Source organism: Streptomyces sp. NPDC060028 (assembly GCF_042736725.1).
Lineage (GTDB): Bacteria > Actinomycetota > Actinomycetes > Streptomycetales > Streptomycetaceae > Streptomyces.
This window is the reverse complement of record NZ_JBHWVJ010000036.1, coordinates 18,070-40,460: the sequence shown is the minus strand read 5'-3', so window position 1 is coordinate 40,460 and position 22,391 is coordinate 18,070. Positions and strand designations below refer to the sequence as shown.

At 72.8% G+C, this 22,391-nt stretch carries 16 protein-coding genes; 4 read left to right on the top strand and 12 right to left on the bottom strand.

The annotated features are described in order from the left end of the window. Positions 1–102: 102 nt before the first annotated feature. The gene (locus ACFWBF_RS19575) at positions 103–2,223 is read right to left on the bottom strand and encodes a type IIA DNA topoisomerase subunit B (RefSeq protein ID WP_385603098.1); all 2,121 of its coding nucleotides are present in this window, start codon (positions 2,221–2,223) and stop codon (positions 103–105) included. A 443-nt stretch (positions 2,224–2,666) separates the two neighbouring features. Between ACFWBF_RS19575 and ACFWBF_RS19570 the strand changes: the two genes are divergently transcribed. Beyond that, positions 2,667–2,903 carry a hypothetical protein gene (locus ACFWBF_RS19570; protein WP_385223581.1) on the top strand — a complete coding sequence of 79 codons (237 nt, stop codon included), beginning with the start codon at positions 2,667–2,669 and terminating at the stop codon, positions 2,901–2,903. A 120-nt stretch (positions 2,904–3,023) separates the two neighbouring features. Here the strand turns inward: ACFWBF_RS19570 and ACFWBF_RS19565 are convergent, their stop codons facing one another. The 7 genes from ACFWBF_RS19565 to ACFWBF_RS19535 form a co-directional block, all read right to left on the bottom strand. Then, a complete protein-coding gene (locus tag ACFWBF_RS19565) occupies positions 3,024–3,971 on the bottom strand; it encodes a serine protease (RefSeq protein ID WP_385603096.1) in 948 nt (315 codons plus the stop codon). Positions 3,972–4,111: 140 nt separating this feature from the next. Next, the gene (locus tag ACFWBF_RS19560; protein ID WP_385603093.1) at positions 4,112–5,701 is read right to left on the bottom strand and encodes an RNA polymerase sigma factor; all 1,590 of its coding nucleotides are present in this window, start codon (positions 5,699–5,701) and stop codon (positions 4,112–4,114) included. A 431-nt stretch (positions 5,702–6,132) separates the two neighbouring features. Next, positions 6,133–7,074: a FadR/GntR family transcriptional regulator gene (locus ACFWBF_RS19555; RefSeq protein WP_385603090.1), complete on the bottom strand. Its 942-nt coding sequence runs from the start codon at positions 7,072–7,074 to the stop codon at positions 6,133–6,135. Between the two features lie 137 nt (positions 7,075–7,211). Next, positions 7,212–9,023 carry an ATP-binding cassette domain-containing protein gene (locus ACFWBF_RS19550; RefSeq protein WP_385603087.1) on the bottom strand — a complete coding sequence of 604 codons (1,812 nt, stop codon included), beginning with the start codon at positions 9,021–9,023 and terminating at the stop codon, positions 7,212–7,214. Between the two features lie 122 nt (positions 9,024–9,145). Next, the gene (locus ACFWBF_RS19545) at positions 9,146–9,892 is read right to left on the bottom strand and encodes an NUDIX domain-containing protein (RefSeq protein WP_385603085.1); all 747 of its coding nucleotides are present in this window, start codon (positions 9,890–9,892) and stop codon (positions 9,146–9,148) included. Between the two features lie 132 nt (positions 9,893–10,024). After that, positions 10,025–12,007 carry a glycogen debranching N-terminal domain-containing protein gene (locus ACFWBF_RS19540; protein ID WP_385603082.1) on the bottom strand — a complete coding sequence of 661 codons (1,983 nt, stop codon included), beginning with the start codon at positions 12,005–12,007 and terminating at the stop codon, positions 10,025–10,027. Positions 12,008–12,207: 200 nt separating this feature from the next. Beyond that, the gene (locus ACFWBF_RS19535; RefSeq protein WP_385603080.1) at positions 12,208–13,470 is read right to left on the bottom strand and encodes a DUF4192 domain-containing protein; all 1,263 of its coding nucleotides are present in this window, start codon (positions 13,468–13,470) and stop codon (positions 12,208–12,210) included. Between the two features lie 131 nt (positions 13,471–13,601). Here ACFWBF_RS19535 and ACFWBF_RS19530 point away from each other — a divergent pair, with 131 nt between their 5' ends. Continuing rightward, positions 13,602–15,761: a RecQ family ATP-dependent DNA helicase gene (locus ACFWBF_RS19530; protein ID WP_385603077.1), complete on the top strand. Its 2,160-nt coding sequence runs from the start codon at positions 13,602–13,604 to the stop codon at positions 15,759–15,761. A gap of 214 nt (positions 15,762–15,975) precedes the next feature. Next, positions 15,976–16,605, top strand: a complete 630-nt coding sequence (locus tag ACFWBF_RS19525; protein ID WP_385603074.1) for a hypothetical protein — start codon at positions 15,976–15,978, stop codon at positions 16,603–16,605. Positions 16,606–16,852: 247 nt separating this feature from the next. On the opposite strand, the gene ACFWBF_RS19520 is transcribed toward ACFWBF_RS19525, so the two are convergent. The 3 genes from ACFWBF_RS19520 to ACFWBF_RS19510 form a co-directional block, all read right to left on the bottom strand. Next, complete coding sequence (locus ACFWBF_RS19520) at positions 16,853–17,518, bottom strand: hypothetical protein (protein WP_385603072.1); 666 nt, start codon at positions 17,516–17,518, stop codon at positions 16,853–16,855. Between the two features lie 67 nt (positions 17,519–17,585). Continuing rightward, entirely contained in the window at positions 17,586–18,296 is a 711-nt protein-coding gene (locus ACFWBF_RS19515; RefSeq protein WP_385603069.1) for a ribonuclease HII, read from the bottom strand. 71 nt (positions 18,297–18,367) lie between these two features. After that, a complete protein-coding gene (locus ACFWBF_RS19510; protein ID WP_385603067.1) occupies positions 18,368–18,970 on the bottom strand; it encodes a TetR/AcrR family transcriptional regulator in 603 nt (200 codons plus the stop codon). Between the two features lie 140 nt (positions 18,971–19,110). Between ACFWBF_RS19510 and ACFWBF_RS19505 the strand changes: the two genes are divergently transcribed. After that, positions 19,111–20,655: an MFS transporter gene (locus ACFWBF_RS19505; RefSeq protein ID WP_385603064.1), complete on the top strand. Its 1,545-nt coding sequence runs from the start codon at positions 19,111–19,113 to the stop codon at positions 20,653–20,655. A 128-nt stretch (positions 20,656–20,783) separates the two neighbouring features. Here the strand turns inward: ACFWBF_RS19505 and ACFWBF_RS19500 are convergent. Next, a partial coding sequence (locus ACFWBF_RS19500; protein WP_385603061.1) for a DUF4173 domain-containing protein occupies positions 20,784–22,391 on the bottom strand: 1,608 nt, incomplete at its 5' end.

Genomic DNA, 22,391 nt, shown 5'->3' with positions numbered 1-22,391 from the left:
GGAATGGACGCTTTCCGGACTGGTGTCCCGGTGCTCTTCACTCCTTCAGGTGATGGAGCGAAGAGCACCGGTGTGCCGTCAGGGCCGCCGGGCTCCGCCGCGTCAGGCGTCGATGCGCGAACGGTCCAGGGTCGCCGCGGAGCTGGTGATGAACTCCTTGCGCGGGGCGACCTCATTGCCCATGAGCAGGTCGAAGACCGACTCGGCCGAGTCCAGATCGCCGATGTTGATGCGCCGCAGGGTCCGGAAGCGGGGGTCCATGGTGGTCTCCGCCAGCTGGTCCGCGTCCATCTCGCCGAGGCCCTTGTAGCGCTGGATCGAGTCCTTGTACCGGATGTTCTTGCGCTGGTACTCCAGCAGGGTCTGGCGCAGCTCGTTGTCCGAGTACGTGTAGACGTACTTGTCCTGGCCCTTCTTCGGCTGGACCAGCTCGATCCGGTGCAGCGGCGGCACGGCTGCGAAGACCCGGCCCGCCTCGACCATCGGACGCATGTACCGCTGGAACAGCGTGAGCAGCAGGCAGCGGATGTGCGCGCCGTCCACATCGGCGTCGACGAGCAGGACGATCTTGCCGTACCGGGCGGCGTCGATGTCGAAGGTCCGGCCCGAGCCGGCTCCTATGACCTGGATGATCGCCCCGCACTCGGTGTTCTTGAGCATGTCCGAGACCGACGACTTCTGGACATTGAGGATCTTGCCGCGGATCGGCAGGAGCGCCTGGAACTCCGAATTGCGCGCGAGCTTGGCGGTGCCGAGAGCGGAGTCTCCCTCGACGATGAAGAGCTCGCTGCGCTCCACGTCGTCACTGCGGCAGTCGGCCAGCTTGGCGGGCAGCGAGGAGGACTCCAGGGCGGTCTTGCGCCGCTGTGCCTCCTTGTGCTGGCGGGCCGCGATCCGGGTCCGGGCAGCCGCGACGATCTTCTCCATCACGGCGCGGGCCTGCTGCTTGTCGTCGCGCTTCGTGGAGGTCAGGAAGGCCTTGAGCTCCTTGGCGACGACGGCCGCGACGATCCGGGTGGCCGCCGAGGTGCCGAGCACCTCCTTGGTCTGGCCCTCGAACTGCGGCTCGGCGAGGCGGACGGTGACGACCGCCGTCATGCCCTCCATCGCGTCGTCCTTGACCACGTCGTCCTCGGCCACGCGCAGCAGCTTCGCGGAGCGCAGCACCTCGTTCACGGTCTTGGCGATCGAGCGCTCGAAGCCGGAGACGTGGGTGCCGCCCTTGGGGGTGGCGATGATGTTCACGAAGGACTTGACGTTGGTCTCGTACCCCGTGCCCCAGCGCAGGGCGATGTCCACGCCGAGCTCGCGGGTGACCTCGGTCGGGGTCATGTGGCCGCGGTCGTCCAGGACCGGGACGGTCTCCTTGAAGGTGCCCGTGCCGGTCAGGCGCAGCACGTCGCAGACGGCCTTGTCCTGGGCGAGGTAGTCGCAGAACTCGCCGATGCCCCCGTCGTAGCGGAAGATCTCCTCGGTCTTGCCGGCGCCTTCGAGCGCGCGCTCGTCGCGCACGACCAGGGTCAGGCCGGGGACCAGGAAGGCGGTCTGGCGGGCGCGCTGGTAGAGCGTCTCCAGATTGAGCCGGGCGTCCTTCAGGAAGATCTGCCGGTCGGTCCAGTAGCGGATCCGGGTGCCGGTCTTGCCCTTGGCGACCCGCTTGGCCTTGCGCAGGCCGTTGGCGGGGTCGAAGGGGCTTTCGGGGCCCTGCTCGGTGAACATGCCCGGGACGCCGCGGCGGAAGCTGATGGCGTGGGTCGCACTGTTCCGGTCGACCTCGACGTCCAGGCGGGCGGAGAGGGCGTTGACCACGGAGGCGCCGACGCCGTGCAGGCCGCCGGAGGCGGCGTACGAGCCGCCGCCGAACTTTCCGCCGGCGTGCAGCTTGGTCATGACGACCTCGACGCCGGAGAGGCCGGTCTTGGGCTCGACGTCGACGGGGATGCCACGGCCGTTGTCCCGGACCTCGACGGACGAGTCCTCGTGGAGGATCACCTCGATGTGGTCGCAGTACCCGCCCAGGGCCTCGTCGACGGAATTGTCGATGATCTCCCAGAGGCAGTGCATGAGGCCACGGCTGTCGGTGGACCCGATATACATGCCGGGGCGCTTGCGGACGGCCTCGAGGCCTTCGAGGACGAGCAGGTGCCGCGCGGTGTAGTTGGAGCCGTCCCGGTCTGCTCCGGTCAGCAGTGCGCTGGAAGGCACGGACGTGTCGGCGGTCACGCAGTTCGCTCCTCGCTGAATTTCTTTTCTGGCCCGGTCGGGCGCAGGGTGGCTCGGTTGCCGGTCAGAGGGTACCGAGGCCTGGTAGAGCCGATGCAACGCCACCCTCGCGCTTCATCAGCCTAGTGCAGGCCCGCACGGGTGTTCGATCCCCCGTGGGAGTGAAGCAAACATCACGTTCCCTTCGACGCATGAACCATTTAGGGTTCGGGCACGTCCTCATGAACAACCGGCACTCAGCCGGGGAGGACGGAACTGCTACAAGCGAACGACTGACAACGCGAAACCGTAAAGCAACGCAATACGGCTCCTTCGCCGCCAACCGGCAGCAGCCGGCCAGCTTCGGAAGGAAGTTTCGAGGAAAAGCCGCGAGCGGGAACGTTTTCGGCCTGGTTGGATGTTGACCCTGGTACGACAGCTCGTCGAGCTAGAGAAGAGGCGACGTGACTACTGTTCTGACACCCGCGACCCCGCTGACGGCCGCTGACCGATGCGACCGTTGCGGCGCCCAGGCATATCTGCGCGTCGTCCTGCTGAGCGGCGGTGAACTGCTCTTCTGCGCCCACCACGGGCGTAAGTTCGAGCCGGAACTCAAGAAGATCGCCGCGGAAATACAGGATGAGACCGAGCGGCTCACGTCCGCTCCGACCGCGAATGCGGCCGACACCGAGGACCGCTGACACAAGGCCTATACCTCGCATCCGACGAGCCAGGACCGGCCAGGCCGGTCGACGGGCGGCACCCCTGAGACCCGGGGGCGCCGCCCGTCCTCATGTCCGGACGCGCGTGCGGGCCCCGTCTCAGCGTCCGGGCGTCGGCCGGTTTCCCACGTACGGAGCCTTGACGGGCCCCTGTGCGGGCTGTAGCGCCGTCCGAGACGGCTCCTGGGCCTCCGGGTCACTCGGGCTCTGCGGGCCCGTCTCCGGGCCGGTCACGAAGCCGGCCAGCGGCGCGATCCGCGTGTACACCCCCGGGCTGTCCGCGCGCCCGCAGCCGCGCCCCCAGGAAACGACCCCGATGAGCCGCCCCTGAGCCACCAGCGGCCCGCCGCTGTCCCCCTGGCAGGCGTCCTTGCCGCCCTCCAGGTCTCCCGCGCACACCATCGACTCGGCCCGGTACTGGCCGTCGGCGTCCCCCGGGTAGGCCCGGCCGCACACCTCGTCGGGCAGCACCGTCACCCGCGCGGCCCGTAGTGCGTACGCGTAGTCACCGAATCCGCTCGTGTCGCCCCAGCCGTACACGGCGGCCTCGGTCCCCGCCGTGTACGCCGGATGCCCCGCCCCGGCCACGGGCAACACGTAGTGCGCCGGTACGGCTTCTTCCAGTTCCAGTACGGCCAGGTCCCCGGCATTGCTCGCGGGGTCGTAGGCCGGGTTCACCCTGGCCGACCGCACCGCGATCTCCCGGCCGTCGGTCGCCCTGAGCTCCGTACGCCCGGTGATCACCCGGAAGTCGGCGACGGAGTCGACGGGACCGCCCAGCACCTGGCGGCTCAGGCAGTGGGCCGCGGTCAGCACCTTGGTCGGGGCCACGACGACGCCCCCGCAGAACTGGCCGCCCCGCGTACCCCCGAACCGGTCACGGCTCGCGAGGGCCACGACCCAGGGACTGTCGGCCGCCTTCACCGGCTTCCCGCCGATCACCACGCTGTCCGCGGCGGCTTGCGGCGCGCCGGCCAGCGGCGCCGCCGCCGCGCCCGCCAACAGGGTCAGCGTGCCCGCCAGGACATGGGCAAAGGGACGACGCATGAGGCCTCCTGACTCCGGGTGTGCATTGCTCCACCCAGAGTGGGATGCCCGGTGGCCGCGCGCACCCGCGCGCGGCCCCCGGCACCGGGCCGCCGGCCGGACCGGCCCGGCCGGTCCAGGCCGGTCGAGGCCGGTCCAGGTCAGTCCAGGTAGTCGCGCAGCACCTGGGACCGGGACGGGTGGCGCAGCTTCGACATGGTCTTGGACTCGATCTGGCGGATGCGCTCGCGCGTGACTCCGTAGACCTTGCCGATCTCGTCGAGGGTCTTGGGCTGCCCGTCCGTGAGGCCGAAGCGCATCGAGACCACGCCCGCCTCGCGCTCGCTCAGGGTGTCGAGCACCGAGTGCAGCTGCTCCTGCAGGAGTGTGAAGCTCACGGCGTCGGCCGGGACGACCGCCTCGGAGTCCTCGATGAGGTCGCCGAACTCGCTGTCGCCGTCCTCGCCGAGCGGGGTGTGCAGGGAGATCGGCTCGCGGCCGTACTTCTGGACCTCGATGACCTTCTCGGGGGTCATGTCGAGTTCCTTGGCCAGCTCCTCCGGGGTGGGCTCGCGGCCCAGGTCCTGGAGCATCTGGCGCTGGACGCGGGCCAGCTTGTTGATGACCTCGACCATGTGTACCGGGATGCGGATGGTGCGGGCCTGGTCCGCCATGGCGCGGGTGATCGCCTGGCGGATCCACCAGGTGGCGTACGTGGAGAACTTGTAGCCCTTGGTGTAGTCGAACTTCTCGACCGCGCGGATCAGGCCGAGGTTGCCCTCCTGGATCAGGTCCAGGAAGAGCATGCCGCGGCCGGTGTAGCGCTTGGCCAGGGAGACCACGAGGCGGAGGTTGGCCTCCAGCAGGTGGTTCTTGGCCCGGCGGCCGTCCTCGGCGATGATCTCCAGCTCGCGCTTGAGCTTGGGCGCGAGCTTGTCGGAGTTGGCCAGCTTGTCCTCGCCGAACAGGCCCGCCTCGATCCGCTTGGCGAGCTCGACCTCCTGCTCGGCGTTGAGGAGCGGCACCTTGCCGATCTGCTTGAGGTAGTCCTTGACGGGGTCGGCGGTGGCGCCGGCCACGACGACCTGCTGGGCGGGGGCGTCGTCCTCGTCGTCGGAGATGACGAAGCCCTTGTTCTCCCCGCCCTCCTCTTCCTCGTCGGCGTCGGCCTTCGCGGCGTCGCGACCCTCGTCGGTGGTCTCCTCGTCGCCGTCGTCCGCGTCCTTCTTGGCGGCGGTCTTCTTCGCCGCCGTCTTCTTGGCCGCGGTCTTCTTCGCGGGTGCGGCCTTCTTGGCTGCCGTCTTCTTCGCCGCCGTCTTCTTGGCGGCGGGTTCGGTTCCGGGATCCTGCGCGAGAGCGTCCGCGGCCTGCGGGGCCAACGGCTCGGCCGCCGGGTCCGTGGTGTCGGCGCCGGCCGTGGTGTCGGCGGACGGAGCGGCCGCGGTCTTCGCCGTCACGGTCTTGGTGGCCGTCCGCTTGACGGGGCTCTTGGCTGCGACGCTCTTGCGGGTGGTGCGCTTGGGCGACTCCGCGGCACTGACCATCAGCGTCACACCCTCTTCCTCGAGGATCTGGTTGAGGCTGCGCAGAACATTCTTCCACTGGGTCGCAGGAATCTGGTCAGCCTCGAAGGCCCGACGCACGTCATCGCCGGCGATCTGCCCCTCGGCCTTGCCCCGCTCGACGAGCGCCATCACAGACTCGGATTCGGCGATCTCCGGCGGGAGCGTACGGGATGTGCTGGCCGACACGAACAACCTCTCGGAACGATGGAAACGGCTTCCGACCCCGGGCCTGGTGGTGCTGGACCGGAGCCGACGACCACCGACTGGGGATGGGCCGGGGGCGCGGGCAGGGGCCGGGGAGCTGTACAGCACCCGCAAGGGCTGCTGTCTTCCCTCCGTCGGCCATCACCTCTTAGGTCATCGCGTGACCTCGCGGAGCGTTACGCCCAATCTTCGTGGCCCGAATCACACCGCGTTTGCCGCCATGCCGGTCATACGGTCACACAGGCGGGTCCGGCGCCGGTCCTCCACCCGTCCGACGCGGCCGAACAGGCCCGGCCGAGAGGGCCGGACGGCCCCCGCCGACAGGGGCTGCGCACCGCCGGACGCCGGTGTCGCCGGACCCGACCGGGCCCGGCGACAGGTGGTGCACCCCCGCGCCCCCGCGCGTGCGCCCGTCAGTGCTCGCGCGGGGCGGGAACCACGCGCTCGACCTCCGGATGCACCGTCAGGAGCTGGCGCATGGCGTTCTCGGCGCCCGTCGCGTCGCCGGCGGCGAGGGCCTCGACCATGCGTGCGTGGTGCGCGACGCCGGTCTCGCTCGGGCGGTCACAGGCGGTGATGGGGCTGCCGGAGACCTGGAGGGCGCAGGAGACGATGCCGGAGAGGTGCTCCAGCATGCGGTTGCCCGCGACCTGGATGAGCAGCGCGTGGAACTCGTTGTCGGCGCGCGCGAAGGTGATGGAGTCGCCCTGGCCGAGGGCGTGGCCCATGATCTCGACCATGTCGGCCAGGCGCTGCTGGATGTCGGGGCGGCCGTGGCCGGCGGCGAGGCGGGCGGCGAGCGGCTCGATGGTCCAGCGGAGCTCGCCCAGCTCGCGGCGCTGCTCGTCGCGCTGGGGACCGAAGGCCCGCCACTCGATGATGTCGGGGTCGAGCAGGTTCCAGTCCGCGACCGGGCGGACCCGGGTGCCGACGTTGGGGCGGGCGCTGACGAGGCCCTTGGCCTCCAGGACCCGGAGGGATTCGCGGACGACCGTGCGGGAGACCTCGAAGCGCTGGCCGATCTCCTCGGGGACCAGCGGGCGGTCCGCGCCGAGGTCGCCGGAGACGATCATCTGGCCGAGCTGCTGGACGAGTTGGCCGTGCAGTCCGCGGCCGCGGCTGCCGGCCGCGCGGCGGCCGACCCGGCTCAACTCGACGTCGCCTCCGTCCCAGTGGGGCACTGCGACACGGTCGGTCCCGGGGGCCTCCGCGTAGGGGTAGCGGTCGAGTTCGCCCGGGCCGGCGATGCCGGAGTCGGCGTGGCGGGCGGCGGTCATCATGGTGTGCGCAAGGGTACTCACGAATCCTTTGTCGGCCGTGCCTCGATGACCCTTGAGGTCTTTGGTGAAAAGCACACGAAAGGGTGATCGGTGCCACCTACGCAATTGACGACTTATCGTAAATAACCGGGCCTTTTACGGGGAGTTGCGGTCCGCTTCACCCGACACGAACGCCAACGACCTCATTGCGGACATCTCCGGCGCCGGAATGATCACCAACGGACTCTGCTGCGCAGTCCTGTGAACCCATAGGCGCACAACAGGACCATCAGCGACAACACCAGTGCGGTCCCGACGGGTTGGGCCATCACCCTCAGCGCGCCGAGCACGAGGCGGTCGGCCTCCGGCGGCCACTGCGCCCAGGCCATGCCGCGCAGCCGGGCGGCGAGTCCGCCCACCGGGTACGCGGACGGTCCGTCGAGCGCCTTGCGTACCAGCGGCACGACCGCCACCGGTACGGCCAGCACCGCGGCCAGGCCCGCCGCCGCCGAGCGGAAGACACCGGAGGCCAGCACCCCGGACCAGGCGCAGCCGATGAGCAGCCCCGCCCAACTCGCGGCCGGGGAGACCCATTGCGCCGGGGAGCGCAGCGGGCCGCTGTCGAAGACCAGCTTGAGGGCCGCGGCGTCGGCGGCGACGGCCAGTGCACCCAGGAGCAGGGCGAGGGCGGCGGTGACCCCCAGCTTGGCGGTGAGCAGCCCCATCCGGCGCGGGACGGTGCCGCGGTCGGCGGCGAGCGCGGGGTAGCGGTACTCCTCGCCGAAGGCGAGCGCCCCGAGCAGTCCGGCGCCGAGGGCGGCGGGCGGCAGCGGGAGCAGCTCCGGCCAGGCGGCGAGCAGCCGGTTCTGCGGGGTCTGGCCGGTGCGGGCGAGGACCAGCGCGATGACGACGGAGACCGCGACGGTGAAGGCCGCGGTGAGGGCGGGTGTGGCGGTGCCGAAGACGCGGTGCAGCTCGTAGCGGAGGGGCCGGAGCGGGCCGCCGACCCGGCGCACCGCCGAAGCGGGCCCCCGGGAGCGGGGGCGGCCGTGCCCGCTGTCGTAACCGCTCTCACCCCTGTCGTAACCGCCGTCGTCGCCGCTGCCGCCCGGGGCTCCGGCCCCTTCCCGGCCGTCGGCCTCGGCCCGGGCGCGCGGGAGCGTCGGCGGCGCTCCGGCGTCACCGGTCTCGTCGGCGAGCTGGTGGACCAGGACGCCGTGCCGGAAAGCCGCCTCGCCGACCTCGGCGCAGTTGCTGCCGTACACCGACAGCCGGCTTCCGCTCTCCTCGACGATCTCCACCGCGCGCTGCGCGGCCCGTGCCTCGCGGCCCAGTACGTCGGCCAGCCGTGCGGCGTGCGGGGTGCGCACGGCCACCCGCGGCCGCAGCCGGGTGCGGGCGAACTCCGCGGCGTCCTGGTCGGCGACGAGCCGGCCCGACTCGATGCTGACGACCCGGTCGGCGCTGCGGGCGGCCTCCTTCGCGTCGTCGGTGGTGAAGAGCACCGCGCCGCCCAGTGCGGCGTGGCCGCGCAACAGTGCGTGCAGCCAGCCCCGCTCGCGGGGGGAGAGCCCGGCGCCCGGTTCGTCCAGGAGCAGCGTGCAGGGGTCGGCGAGCAGCGCCGCGGCCAGCCCGACCCGGCGCTCCATACCGAGCGACAGCGATCCGAGGCGCTGGTCGCGCAGGCCCGCCAGGCCGACGACCTCCAGCATGGTGTCGGCCCGCGAAGCCGGCACCCCCGCGGCGGCGCACAGCATCCGCAGCTGGTTGCGCACGGTCCGCGCCGGGTTGCCGGGAAGGTCGCCGAGCAGCACACCGACCTCACGGCCGGGGTGCGGGATGCGGTGCAGCGGCCGGCCGCGGAAGTAGGTGACGCCGCGGCCCGGTTCCAGCTCGAGCATGAGCCGCAGTGCGGTGGTCTTGCCCGCGCCCGGTTCACCGAGGAGGGCGGTCACGTGCCCCGGGCGGGCCTCGAAGGTGAGGTCGTCCACGAGGGGCGGGAGGTCTCGACGGGGCGTACTGGTGAGTCCGATGGCCTGGAGCATCGCTTCTCTCGCGGGGTGTGAGACCGCTCTGCGGCAGTGTGATTACCGCAAACAAGATAACGCGATATGTCCGATTTTTAGCGCAACCGGTTCGGGAGCCCGACCGTGTCGGTGGTGGAACGTCAGACTTCCGGACGCAGCATCGGCGGATTGAGCAGGGTCGCGCCGCCGGCCCGGAACAGTTGGGCGGGGCGGCCGCCCTGACGGGTCGTCGTCCCTCCGGCCGGCACCAGGAACCCGGGAGTCCCGGTGACCTTGCGGTGGAAGTTGCGGGGGTCGAGGGCGACGCCCCAGACGGCCTCGTAGACCCGGCGCAGCTCGCCGACGGTGAACTCCGGCGGGCAGAAGGCGGTGGCCAGGGAGGAGTACTCGATCTTCGAGCGGGCCCGCTCGACTCCGTCGGCGAGGATCCGCTCATGGTCGAAGGCGAGTCCCGCGGACGCCCCGTCGGTGGTGGCCAGGACCTCGTCGACGGGGGCCCACCGCGCACTGTTGGCATCGCCGCCGGCCCGGGGCGCGGGCAGGTCCGGAGCCAGCACCAGGTGCGCCACGCTGACCACGCGCATCCGCGGATCGCGCTTCGGGTCGCCGTACGTCGCCAGTTGTTCGAGATGCGCTCCGTTGCCCGCGCCGGGCTCGGCCGGGTCGTGCGCGCACAGTCCGGTCTCCTCGGACAGCTCCCGCGCGGCGGCCGCCGCCAGGTCCTCGTCCTCGCGCACGAAGCCTCCGGGCAGCGCCCAGCGCCCCTGGAACGGCTGCTCACCCCGCCGGACGACCAGCGCACAGAGCGCGTGGCGCCGAACGGTGAGCACGACCAGGTCGACGGTGACGGCGAAGGGCGGAAAGGCCGACGGGTCGTAGGGCGACATGCCGCGATCATAGTCGTCTGCCTGACGATAAACAGAGCTTTGGTGATCCTGAACGCGGCGGCACACCACCTGGGGCCCGCCCGGCCGATCGGATCGCCGAGCCCCACCCGCGCCGGCCCTCCGGCCGCCACCCTAAACACCCAGTTGCAGCGCATCTGCCGCCTCCTCCACCATGCCGAGGCCGAGTCGGGTGACCCGCACGGCGAAGGGCTCCCCCGAGACGCGCAGCCCCGACAGCCGCAGCGCGCCCAGCGGGGCGCCCGGGAGCGGGACGAGGGCGACCGTGCCGGCCGGGGCGTCGGGGCGGATCCCGGCGAGGGCCGTCAGTACGTGGACGCCCGCGGCGGCCGCGACCGCCGCGGGGCGGCAGGCGGCCGGGTGCGGGAGCGGGGCGCTGCCGGCGGTGCGCTGCTCGGCCGCGTACATCTCCGGCAACCGGTACCCGAAGCTCTCCGCCGCGTCGAGCAGCCCGCGGAGCAGTCCGGCGGCCTCCTTCTCGAAGCCCGCCTGCGCCAGGCCGGCCACCGCCACGGCACTCTCGTACGCCCGTACCGCACCCGAGCGGTGGCCGAACGGGTTGTGCCCGGGCTCGCGGGTCGCCATGCTCCGCAGCCCCCATCCGCAGTCCATGGCGGGAGCCCCGAGCAGCCGCGCGAGCTGCTCGGTACGGACCGGGTCCAGCAGCCCCCGCGCGAGCCGGCCGCCGCCGAGCAGCCCGGTGTCCAGCAGGTGCACGGCGGCTCCCGTCAGCCGGGGCAGCGGGCGCCCGTCGGGGTGCAGGGCCGCCGCGGGCCGGCCGCCGTCCAGCCCGTCGACCCAGAACCCGGCCTGGAACCGCTCCCGCAGCTCGGCGGCCCACTCCCGCCACTCCTCGGCTCCGGGCCGGCCGCAGCCGTCGAGCAGGTCGGCGCCGAGCAGGGCGGCCCGGTGGGCGTGGGCCTGGGTTTCGCAGCGGCGCGGCCCGGGATCGGGGTCGGCCAGGAACCCGTCCGGCCCCAGAGCCCCCCGCAGCCAGCCCAGGCACCGCTCGGCGGCCGGGAGCAGCCCGGCCACCTCCGCCTCGGGCATCCCCCATCGGCGGGCTTCGGCGAGCACCGCCGGGAAGGCAAGCGTCGCCTCGGTCCCGGTGCAGCTCGGCGGCAGCTGCGGTCCCGCCCCGCGCAGCGGCCCCGGAATCTTCCCCGCGTCGGGACCACGGCCGCCGGTCTGGGTCCGGGCCAGGGTGCGCAGGGTGGCCGCGGCCAGCCCGGTGCCGAGCGGCAGCGCCATCCGGGCGGCCCACAGCGATTCCGCCGGGGCCAAACCGAGGCGCCACGGCACCCCGGCCGCCGCGTAGGCGTCGGCCGGCTCCCGTGGATCCCTCAGCAGCAGCGCGCCGAGGTCTTCGACACTGGTCCGGAACCACGCTTCGGCCCTCGGGTCGTCGCCCTCGGCGCGGGCGTCGGCCAGCGGGTTGGCCACCTGCCCGGCGGGGGCCCGCGCACTGCGGTCCCGCGTGGTCCGCAGCTCGATCGTGCGGGACTCGCCGGGTGCGAGTTCGAGCTCCCAGCGCAGCAGCCCGGCCGAGGCGAGCGCATCGTCCGGCGGCGGATCGGCCGCGGTGACGGCCTGCTCCTGGCCGGTGCTCCAGCGCAGCCCTGCGGCATGCACCCCGGCGGGCAGCTCCGGCCCGGCCCGCCCGGCCGCCACGTCGGCCAGCTCCGCGAGGTCGGTGCCGAGGGAGACCTCCACGGGCAGCCGCAGCGGCCTGGCCGTGAAGCTGCGCAGGGTGATCCGCTCGGTTCCGTCCGCGTGCCGGACCCGCTCCACGCCGACGTCGGGATCGGGACCGGCCTCCGCTCCGGTCCGCACCGTGGCGGTGAAGGAGGCCCGGTCGGGCCCGAGGCTGCGCCCCTGGACGGCGACCGGATCCCGCCCGCCGACGCGCAGCACACAACGGGAGAGCAGCCGACGGCCGGAGCGGTAGATCCCGTCGATCCCCCGCCCGGTGAGCTGGCCGTGCTCCGGTGAGATGACCAGGCAGGGCGCGGCAAGACAGATCACGGCGCCGTGCACGGGCGGCAGGTCGGGTCTGCGGGAGGGAGGTACACGGGCGGGGGGTACGGGGTGAGACATGCGTCGCCTTGTCTGCGCTCCGGTCGGTTCGGCTGGGCGGCGGCGCGGCCGGGCCCTCACCGCCCCCCAGCGCAACGCCCCCACCCCCGCCCGGGACACGGGCCCCGGCGGCCCCTGTGCCCGCCCGGGTGGGAGCCTTCGGCGCAGCGCGGCGCCGACCGCACGGCGCAGCCGCCACGCGGGGCCGCGCCGGCCGCGGCTCACTGGTCGCTCCCCGCGGTGCGGCGGGGCTCGCGGCGGGCCGTGCGGACTCGGCGGCCCGGTGGGCGGGTGCCGGCCGTCGGGCGCTTGCGCCGCGGCTCCCGGCGACGCCGCTCCTCACGCAGGCAGTGCCGCAGCCCCTCGGGGTCGATGCCCTCGTTGCAGGCGTGGTGGAGGAGCTGGGCGAACCGGTACTCGGAGTCGGCCCGCAGCGCCAGGCTGAGCGCGATCCGGGCGGTCGGCTCGTCCCCGGTGGACCACAACACCCAGCCGGCGAGGGTGAGCGGGGCCGCGGCATGCTCCCCGTAGGCCCCCACGCAGCGCCGGGCCAGGGCCCGCCACAGGCGCAGGGCGGGCGCGGCTTCCTCGTCCTCCATCCACTCGGCGGCGATGTCGCGGATCTCGCGGTCCTGGAGCCCGAGGATCAGCGAGGCGGCTTCGTCGTGCCCGAGCAGCGCGTCGTCCCAGTCGTCGGCGCCGGGCCCGCCCTCGACCGGCGGGGCGAGGGTCATGCGCTGCATCAGGGCGCGGGCCAGCGTGACGGTCTCGGCGCCCACCTCCTCCCGGGTGGCCCCGTCGAGGATCTTCGGCACCAGTGCGGCGGCCGCCCGGTCCAGGGCCCGCTCCATCTCCGCGGCCGCCGGGCCGCACATCGGTGTCAGCCGCCCCTCGATCTGCCGGAGCGAGCCCCGGACCTGGAGCCCGGCGAAGGTGGCCGCGGCGGCCATCACCGAGGTTCCGGGCGCGGCCAGGGCACTGCCCTCGGCCGGGCAGCAGCGCTCGTCGGGGCAGCAGTAGGACCAGTACCGCCCGCCGGAGAGGCACAGGGCCTCCAGTACGGGCACGTCCAGTGCTCCGCAGGCCAGCCGGATCCGCTGGGCGAGCGGGCGCAGCCGGGTCATCACCCGTTGCCCGCTCTCCTCGCCGTACGGGTCCTGGCAGAGGTAGACGACGATGCCGTCGGGCTTCTCTCCGCGCCGCTCGCTTCCGCGGACCAGGCACTCGGCGGCCTGCCGGGCGATGTGCTCCCACTCCGCCGTGTCGGTCGGGATGCCGACGCGGAGCCGGCCGCCGAAGCGCCCGCCCTCGCCGTGCACGGCGACCATGACGAGGGAGTCGGTCGGGTGGAAGCCGAGCATGTAGGGCAGCGCGTCGGCCAGCTCGGCAGGGCTGCGCAGGGTGATCCGGGGGTCGTCGGGGGATCCGGAGGGGCTGACGGCAGGCCGTCCGGACGGGGTGCGTGCTTCGTGGTTGTTCGTCATGCCCCGACGGTCCCGCGCAAGATCCGATCCGAAAACCCCTGTGGATAACTCCCGAATCGTTGCGGTATTCAACATCCACAGGCCGCGAGCGGCATTGGCGCTATGTCAGAGGCATCGGGTTGCATGGGGGCATGAACGCAGACCTGAGGTCCTCGGCCGACTCCGTACTGGCCCGTCTCGTGGGCGACCCCACGGGCACCGCCCGGCTGCGCGAGGACCAGTGGCGGGCGATCGAAGCCCTGGTCGCGGACAAGCGGCGCGCCCTGGTGGTGCAGCGCACCGGCTGGGGCAAGTCCGCGGTGTACTTCGTCGCCACCTCGCTGCTGCGGGCGAGCGGCGCCGGCCCTACCGTGATCGTCTCCCCGCTGCTCGCGCTGATGCGAAATCAGGTCGAAGCCGCGGCCCGGGCGGGTATCCGCGCCCGCACCATCAATTCGGCCAATCCCGAGGAATGGGAGGGAATTCAGGCCGAGATCGCCGCGGGCGACGTCGATGTCCTGCTGGTGAGTCCGGAGCGGCTCAACAATCCCGATTTCCGCGACCAGGTGCTCCCCAAGCTCTCCGCCGCCACCGGCCTGCTCGTGGTGGACGAGGCCCACTGCATCTCCGACTGGGGGCACGACTTCCGTCCGGACTACCGGCGCCTGCGCACCATGCTGGCCGATCTTCCGCCGGGCGTCCCGGTGCTGGCCACGACCGCCACGGCGAACGCCCGCGTGACCGCGGACGTCGCCGAACAGCTGGGCACCGGCGCCGGCACGGACGCCCTGGTGCTCCGCGGCGCCCTGGACCGGGAGAGCCTGAGCCTCGCGGTGCTGACGCTGCCCGACGCGGCGCACCGGCTGGCCTGGCTCGCCGACCACCTCGCCGAGCTGCCCGGTTCGGGGATCATCTACACGCTGACGGTCGCCGCCGCCGAGGAGGTCACCGCGTACCTGCGACACCGCGGGCACACGGTCTCCTCGTACACCGGCAAGACCGAGAACGCCGACCGCGAGCAGGCCGAGAACGACCTCCAGGCCAACCGGGTCAAGGCCCTGGTGGCCACGTCCGCGCTGGGCATGGGCTTCGACAAGCCCGACCTCGGCTTCGTGGTGCACCTTGGCTCGCCCTCCTCCCCCATCGCCTACTACCAGCAGGTCGGCCGCGCCGGCCGTGGTGTGGAGCACGCGGAGGTGCTGCTGCTGCCCGGCCGCGAGGACGAGGCGATCTGGCAGTACTTCGCCTCGGTGGCGTTCCCGCCGGAACAGCAGGTGCGCCGCACCCTGGAAGTCCTGGCCCAGGCGAACCGGCCGCTGTCGCTGCCCGCCCTGGAGCCGCTGGTCGACCTGCGCCGCACCCGGCTGGAGACCATGCTCAAGGTCCTCGACGTGGACGGCGCGGTGCACCGGGTGAAGGGCGGCTGGACCTCCACCGGCGAGCCGTGGGCGTACGACACCGAGCGCTACGCCTGGGTGGCCCGGCAGCGGGCCGCCGAGCAGCAGGCGATGCGGGACTACGCGGCGGCCACCGGGTGCCGCATGGAGTTCCTGCGCCGCCAGCTCGACGACGAGGAGGCGGCGCCGTGCGGCCGCTGCGACAACTGCGCCGGGGTCCGGTTCACGGCGGAGGTCTCCTCCACCGCTCTGGACACCGCCCGCGGGGAGCTGGGCCGGCCCGGGGTGGAGCTGGAGCCGCGCAAGATGTGGCCGACGGGGCTCGCCGCGGTCGGCGTGGACCTCAAGGGCAAGATCCCGGTGGGCGAACAGGCCTTCACGGGGCGGGCGCTGGGCCGGCTCTCCGACATCGGCTGGGGCAACCGGCTGCGGCCGATGCTCGCGCCGCAGGCTCCCGACCAGCCGGTTGCTGACGATGTCGCGCAGGCCGTGGTGGCGGTGCTGGCGGACTGGGCACGGGGGCCGGGCGGCTGGGCGTCCGGGGCACCGGACGCGCCCGCCCGGCCGGTCGGCGTGGTCGCGCTGCCCTCGCGCAGCCGTCCCCAGCTGGTCGGTTCGCTGGCCGCGCGCATCGCGGAGGTCGGACGGATGCCGCTGCTCGGGGCGCTCGCGTACACGGACCAGGCGCCGGAGTTCGGGCTGCCCTCCTCGAACAGCGCCCAGCGGGTACGCGGCCTCCACCAGGCGTTGACCGTTCCCCCAGCCCTCGCTGCGACACTCGCAGAGGCAGCGGCTCCGATTCTCCTCGTGGATGACCGGGCGGAAAGCGGGTGGACGCTCGCCGTGGCCGCCAGGCTTCTGCGTCGGGCGGGCGCGAAGGGGGTGTTCCCGCTGGTCCTGGCGCTCCAGCCGTAGCCCGATGCGTCATCCACGGCATGGCGGGGCAAGGATATGAACGGCATACCGGCGAATTCCGGTCGGCGGCGTCAATTGCTCGTTGCCGCATGCTCAACAGCCACGCGAGAATCGGAGTGCTCCCGCTCGGCTCGTCGGCACTCTCCTGGGCCGCGCTGCGGCGCGCCCTCAGCCAGCCGTGCCCGTCCGCGGGCGTGTACCCGAAGGGAGGACCGTGACCTTCGGATTCGCCCCGCACTCGACCGCGTCCCTGGCCATGGCCACCGGTGGCACCAGCCGGCACGGCAGACTGCTGGAACCCGCCGAGTGGACCGCGGCCGGGATTCCCCTGCTGCGCAACCCGCGTGAGGTCGTCAGCGGTCTGCACTCCCGGCACAGCCCCGTGCCGTCCACCGTGGTGCTCGCCGTCCTCGGACCGGAGGAACAGCTCGTCGCGAGCGCCTCCTTCACGCAGCGCACGGCGTCGGCCGACGGCTGGGACTACCGCAACGCCCTGCTCTCCCGCCTGCGCCGGGTCATGCCGCATGACCTGCGGCGGCGGACGCCGGTGCGGACGGCGGTGCTGATGCACTGCCGCGAGGGCGACGAGCGCTGGACCGAGGACGACGGGGCCTGGATGTGGGGACTGCGGGACGCCTGCACCCTGCACGGGCTGCGCTGCGGCGCCTACATCACCCTGACCCGCGGCGGCTGGCAGGTGCTGGGCGACGGGCGGGGCGGCCGGCGGCCCAGCTCGCAATCGCGGCCGGAGCGCCTCGGCGACGTGGTGACGGAGTTCGCCCCGCTCGCGCTGCACTCCGGCGGCGGGGCGACCGAGGCGCTGCGCCGCACCGCGGCACGCTGACGCCTCTGCCGACCAGCTGACGAGCCGACCGGTCGAGCCAACCGAGGCGACCGGCCCACCGAGCCGACCGGCCCACCGAGGCGACCGGCCCACCTCAACCGAGGCCCCGACCACCCGCCGCACCCACATCGGGGCATGCCCAACGGCCGTACACCCGGATTCGGGCGTACGGCTGGGTCAGGCCTCGGACTTCAGCGGGACCGGCTGCGCGCCCGCCCCGCCCCTCGCCCGCGCCGGGAACGGAACGTCAGACGCCCGCACCCAGCAAGGAGTTGACCTGCTTCGGGTCACCGCACACGATCAGCAGCGCACCGGCCCGCGCGAGCGCGACCGGCAGAGCGCCGGCGGCCGCGTCGACCGGTCCGCCGTTGGCCGCGAAGACCACGACGGGACGGACCGCGGCGCGCTGGACCTGCGCGGCGTCCGCGTAGAACACATCGTCCCCGGCGTCGTGCAGGGCCCAGTAAGCGGCCTCGCCGAAGGACAGCTCGTGCGCGGCCCACGGGTGCGGGTCGCCGGTGGTGAGGACGAGGATGTCGCCGGGCGCGCGCCCGGTGTCGAGCAGCAGGTCCACGGCCTCCTCGGCCGCGTCCAGCGCACCCTCGGCGGAGGCCGGGATCAGCTGGACCTGCGGTACCGCCGCGGAGACCGACGGCGCGGTGGGGGCCGCGGGAACGGGCCCGGCGGTGACCTGCGGCGCACGCTGCGCCGGCGGTGTGGGCAGGGGGGTACCACCCGCGCGGCTTGCCGCTGCGGGGGAGGGACCGGGGCGCCCGGGCCGCGGGACGGCGGCGGGACGCGGACCAGGTACGGGGCGGGGGGTCTGCGCGGTGCGGCTCGCGGCCGGCGTCACGCGGGGACCCTGGGCACTCTCGTGAATCTGAGGCTCCTCGGGGGCGGGGGTGAGAGGCATGAGTTGACATCTATCAGACACCGGTACGAAACGTACCGGCAGGTGGCACATGGGCACATGGGTGCGATCAGAAATCGAAGCCGAGTTGGCCTCCGATTTCCAGTTCCATCGATTCCTCGCTGCGCCGCACCTTCTTGAGGTGGCGCCAGCGCGGCAGCGCGTCGAGGTAGGACCACGAGAGCCGGTGGTACGGGGTCGGGCCCCGCTCCTCCAGCACCGCCCGGTGCACCGGCGAGGGATATCCGGCGTTGGCGGCGAAAGCGAAATCCTCAATTCCGCCGCCCTCTCCGCCGATTTCGGCCATCATCCGGTCGCGCCGGACCTTGGCGATCACCGAAGCCGCGGCGACGGAAATGCAGGACTGGTCGCCCTTGATCACCGTACGGACCTGCCAGGGCCGGCCGAGATAGTCGTGCTTGCCGTCGAGGATCACCGCATCGGGCCGGACCGGCAGCGCCTCCAGCGCGCGCTCCGCGGCGAGCCGCAGGGCCGCGGTCATCCCGAGTGCGTCGATCTCCTCCGGGGAGGCGTGCCCCAGCGCGTACGCGGTGACCCAGCTCTCCAGGACATCGAGGAGCGCGTCGCGTCGCTTGGGGGTGAGTAGTTTCGAGTCGGTCAGCCCGTCGGGCGGCCGGCGCAGACCGGTGATCGCCGCACACACGGTGACGGGACCGGCCCAGGCCCCTCGTCCGACTTCGTCGACCCCGGCGATGATCTTGGCGCCGGTGGTTGCACGGAGGGAGCGCTCGACGGTGTGGGTGGGTGCTTCGTACGGCATGGCGCCAGCAAGGGTACGCCGCCCCGCGCCGCCTGCACACCCCGCCCCCGTCACGGATGTGCCGCACCGGCTCACGAGCGGAGCAGGGGCACCATCACCTCGTCGATCATCTCCGCAATATCCGCTTCCGCCCATTCGCTTCCGCACATCTTCGTGCGATACATCATCATCGCCGGAATGACGTCCACGACGAGCGGACCGGTCGCCTCCGATCGGACGTCGCCCCGCTCGATCCCCCGCTGCACAAGCGCCCGGATCAGGCAGTGGGCCGGTTCGTGGAGCCCGGCCCGGATGATCCCGTGGAACCGGTCCGCCTGCGTGTGATCGCACTCGTGAAGGACCGCCCGCAAGGCCTGTCCGGCCCTGGAGTGCATCACGTCCCGCATCCGCACGCACAGCTCGTACAAGTCCTCGCGGATCGAGCCGAGGTCCTCGATCTCGCCCAGCGGCGGCAGCCCGGTGCGCAGCGCGTCGGCCACCAAATCGGGCTTCGAGGGCCAGCGCCGGTACAGCGCCGCCTTGCCGGTGTGCGCACCGGCCGCCACGCCTTCCATGGTGAGCGCATTCCAGCCGACGGTGCTCAGCTGTTCCAACGCGGCGTCGAGAATCGCCCGTTCGAGTTCCGAGCCCCGCCTTCGCCCCGGCGACGCCGCCGACCAGCGCGAACCCACCATCCTTACGACCTCCGCCCGGCTCGCGCGTCCCTCGCACGTATTTTCAGCCTTAGTGAACGCTTGCGTTCACTAAGGCTCACTCCTACGGTGGATCCGCAGTGAACGAATGCGTTCACTATTTCACTTTGGGGGGATCCTCAGTGACAACTCCTCAACTCTCCAAGCTCCGAACGCCCGGTGCGGCCCGCCGCGAAGGGCGCACCGCAGTGGCGCTCGCCGTCATCGCCGCCTGCCAGCTCATGGTCGTCCTCGACGCGACGATCGTGAACATCGCGCTCCCGCACATCCAGACCGACCTGGCCTTCTCCACGACCGATCTGTCCTGGGTGATCAGCGCCTACACCCTGGCCTTCGGCGGCCTGCTGCTGCTCGGCGGCCGGGCCGGCGACATCCTGGGCCGACGCCGCGTGTTCCTGACCGGAATCCTGCTCTTCACCCTGGCGTCCCTCCTCGGCGGCTTCGCCCAGGAGCCCTGGCAACTGCTCGCCGCCCGCGCCCTCCAGGGGATCGGCGGCGCGATCGCCTCGCCGACCTCGCTCGCCCTCATCACCACAACCTTCGCCGAGGGCCCCGAACGCAACCGCGCCTTCGGAGTGTTCGCCGCCGTCTCGGCGGGTGGCGGTGCGATCGGCCTGCTGGCCGGCGGGATGCTCACCGAGTGGCTCGACTGGCGCTGGGTCCTCTTCGTCAACGTGCCGATCGGCCTGCTGATAGCCGTCCTCACCCCGCTCTACATCAGCGAGTCCGAGCCCCACCCCGGCCGCTTCGACATCGCCGGAGCACTCGCTTCCACCGGCGGGATGGCCTCGCTCGTCTACGGGTTCATCCGCGCGTCCGAAGACGGCTGGCGCGACGGTCTGACCCTCGGCTCGTTCGGCGCGGCGATCGTCCTGCTCGCCGCCTTCGTCGTCATCGAATCCCGGGCCCGGGAACCGATCACCCCGCTGCGGATGTTCGCCGACCGCAACCGCGCCGGCACCTACCTGATCATGCTCGGCCTCGCCGCCGCGATGTTCGGCATGTTCTTCTTCATCGTCCAGTTCGTGCAGAACGTGCTCGGCTTCTCCCCGATCCGCTCCGGGCTCGGCTTCCTGCCCACGACGGTGGCCATCGTGGGCGCTGCCGCCCTCTCGCAGCGCTTCCTGCCGCGCTTCGGCCCCAAACCATTCATGATCACCGGATCCGCCATCACCGGTGTCGGGCTCACCTTCTTGCGCACCGACAGCTCGTACGTCGCAGGCGTGCTGGGCCCGATGTTGCTGTTCGGCTTCGGCATGGGCCTCAACTTCGTCACCCTCACCCTCACGGCCGTCTCGGGGGTGGCGACGAACGAAGCCGGCGCGGCCTCCGGGCTGCTCAACGCCAGCCAGCAGGTCGGCGGCTCGCTGGGCCTGTCCATCCTGGTCACCGTCTTCGGCACGGCCGCGCGCACCGAGGCCGACCGGCAGGTACCGGCCTTCATGGCGCAGGCCGATCCGGGCCAGTTGGCCGCCTTCAGGGAGACCGGACGGCTCCCCGACCCCTGGGGGGACATCGTCCTCACCCACGGCATGTCCACCGCGTTCACCGCGGCCGTGGCCATGGCGGGGGTCGCCCTGGTCACCGCGCTGCTGGTGATCCGGGTGCGCAGGAGCGACCTGGAGGCCCTCAACGGAGCGGCCGCTCAGGTCGGCCCGGCCGCCTGAGCCCGGTTTCCCGTACGGCCGGTCACGAGGGTCCGGGCACGGGGACGCTCCCCGCGCCGCCCGGACCCTCGTACGGCCCGACCCGACGTGACCCGACCCGACGTGACCCGCCCCGCTCCGCTCCCGTACTAGTACTCGACGCGGGTACCGAAGGCTCCGAGCTTGCGGCACTCGACGAACGAGGCCTTCACCGGGCGATCGCGCAGGATCTGCCGGGCCCGGTACTCGCCGAGGCTGACGGCGTACCAGGGCTTGTCACCGTCGTGTGCCAGGTCGTTGTTGATGCCGATCAGGGCGCAGGAGCGCTGGGGCTCCGGCAGCCGGTCCAGGGCGGGCGCCGCGTCCGCCGACAGGGCGCGGAGGTAGGCGAGATCGATCTTGTTGTCCTGCTTGTAGCGGGTGACGTTGTTCTCCGCGATCAGCCCGTCCGGGGACAACAGCCCGAAGGCCAGTACGGCCGCAACGGCGCTCGCCGCGATCGCACGCGGCAGCCACCGTGCGCCGAACACCCCCGCGGCGATGATCAGTACGATGACCAGCCCGAGCCACAGCTCCATGGCGGACACGGACACCCGCAGCCGGGTCAGCCCGTAGGCATCCACGTAGAGGTCCATGCGGCGCAGCGCGGAGGCGACCACCACCAGGGTGAGCACGCACAGGGTGCCGAGGACCGCGCGGACCAGCTGCCGGTCGCCGGCTCCGGCGCGGGGAGCCCAGCGCAGGGCGAGAGCGATGACGACGAGCACGAGCAGCGTGGCCCAGAGCAGCTGCCAGAAGCCCTGGCGGGCGTACTCGGCGTAGCTGAGACCGGTGCTGGCCAGGACCTTCTCGTAGCCGCCGAACAGCACGGCGAGCTGGACGGCGTTGAAGCCGGCGAAGAGCAGGTTCAGCACGATGAGCGGCAGGGCCCACTCGACGCGCGAGCGCGGCTTGCCGGGGGCCACCTCGATGCGGTCCCAGCGCGAGGGCGCCGCCGCGGTGCGGGCGACGGCCAGCGCGACGAGGGCCCCGATGAGGAAGAGCAGGAAGCGCAGCGGCCCCTCCCCGGCGCCGACCTCGGGCATCAGCCCGCTGGCCAGGTCCGCGAAGGCGGCGTCGGCGGACGCGAAGAGGGTGCCGAAGAGGACCAGCAGGACCGCGGCCACCACCACGGCCTTGAGCACGGGCAGCCAGCGGTCCCGGGGCACCCGGCCGCCGCGCGAGCGCATGCCGGTCCAGGCCCAGCGCACGCCGAGTACGGCGGAGTCGACGAATCCGATCGGGCTGAGCAGGATTCCGGGCCAACTACGGCCGCCGTGCAGGGCCATGGCGCCCGTCAGTACGGCGGCCAGCACGGCCAGGGTGGAGGGCCAGCCCGAGTCGCGCAGGGCGGGCACGGCCAGCAGCGCGACACAGCCGAGCGCCCACACCACGGTCCACGGGCGGGCGGTACGCCGAGCCGTGCGGGCGGCGGCGTACGCGCCGAGCATCGCGGGCACCGCCGCGATCAGCAGGCCGGAGCCCAGCCCGTCGGCGAGCAGCAGGGCGGCGGCGAGACCCGAGGCGGCCGTGGCGGCCAGGACGGCGCTGCCGACGGGACCCGTGGCGCCGGGGCGGGCCGCCTCGGCCCAGGACAGCGGCGCGAGGGACCAGGCTCCGGACCGGGCCCGGCGCTGGCGCGCCTGGTAGATCTGCCAGGCCTTGGGATCCCAGCCCGGCGGCGCGGGCGGCGTGGGCTCCGTGGGTGCCGTGGGCGG

Bases quoted from the DNA above. Each gene is read 5' to 3' on its own strand.
- ACFWBF_RS19550 (WP_385603087.1), bottom strand. From the start codon at position 9,023: ATGCTCCAGGCCATCGGACTCACCAGTACGCCCCGTCGAGACCTCCCG.
- ACFWBF_RS19510 (WP_385603067.1), bottom strand. From the start codon at position 18,970: ATGGTGGGTTCGCGCTGGTCGGCGGCGTCGCCGGGGCGAAGGCGGGGC.
- ACFWBF_RS19565 (WP_385603096.1), bottom strand. From the start codon at position 3,971: ATGCGTCGTCCCTTTGCCCATGTCCTGGCGGGCACGCTGACCCTGTTG.
- ACFWBF_RS19530 (WP_385603077.1), top strand. From the start codon at position 13,602: ATGAACGCAGACCTGAGGTCCTCGGCCGACTCCGTACTGGCCCGTCTC.
- ACFWBF_RS19545 (WP_385603085.1), bottom strand. From the start codon at position 9,892: ATGTCGCCCTACGACCCGTCGGCCTTTCCGCCCTTCGCCGTCACCGTC.
- ACFWBF_RS19540 (WP_385603082.1), bottom strand. From the start codon at position 12,007: ATGTCTCACCCCGTACCCCCCGCCCGTGTACCTCCCTCCCGCAGACCC.
- ACFWBF_RS19515 (WP_385603069.1), bottom strand. From the start codon at position 18,296: ATGCCGTACGAAGCACCCACCCACACCGTCGAGCGCTCCCTCCGTGCA.
- ACFWBF_RS19535 (WP_385603080.1), bottom strand. From the start codon at position 13,470: ATGACGAACAACCACGAAGCACGCACCCCGTCCGGACGGCCTGCCGTC.
- ACFWBF_RS19520 (WP_385603072.1), bottom strand. From the start codon at position 17,518: ATGCCTCTCACCCCCGCCCCCGAGGAGCCTCAGATTCACGAGAGTGCC.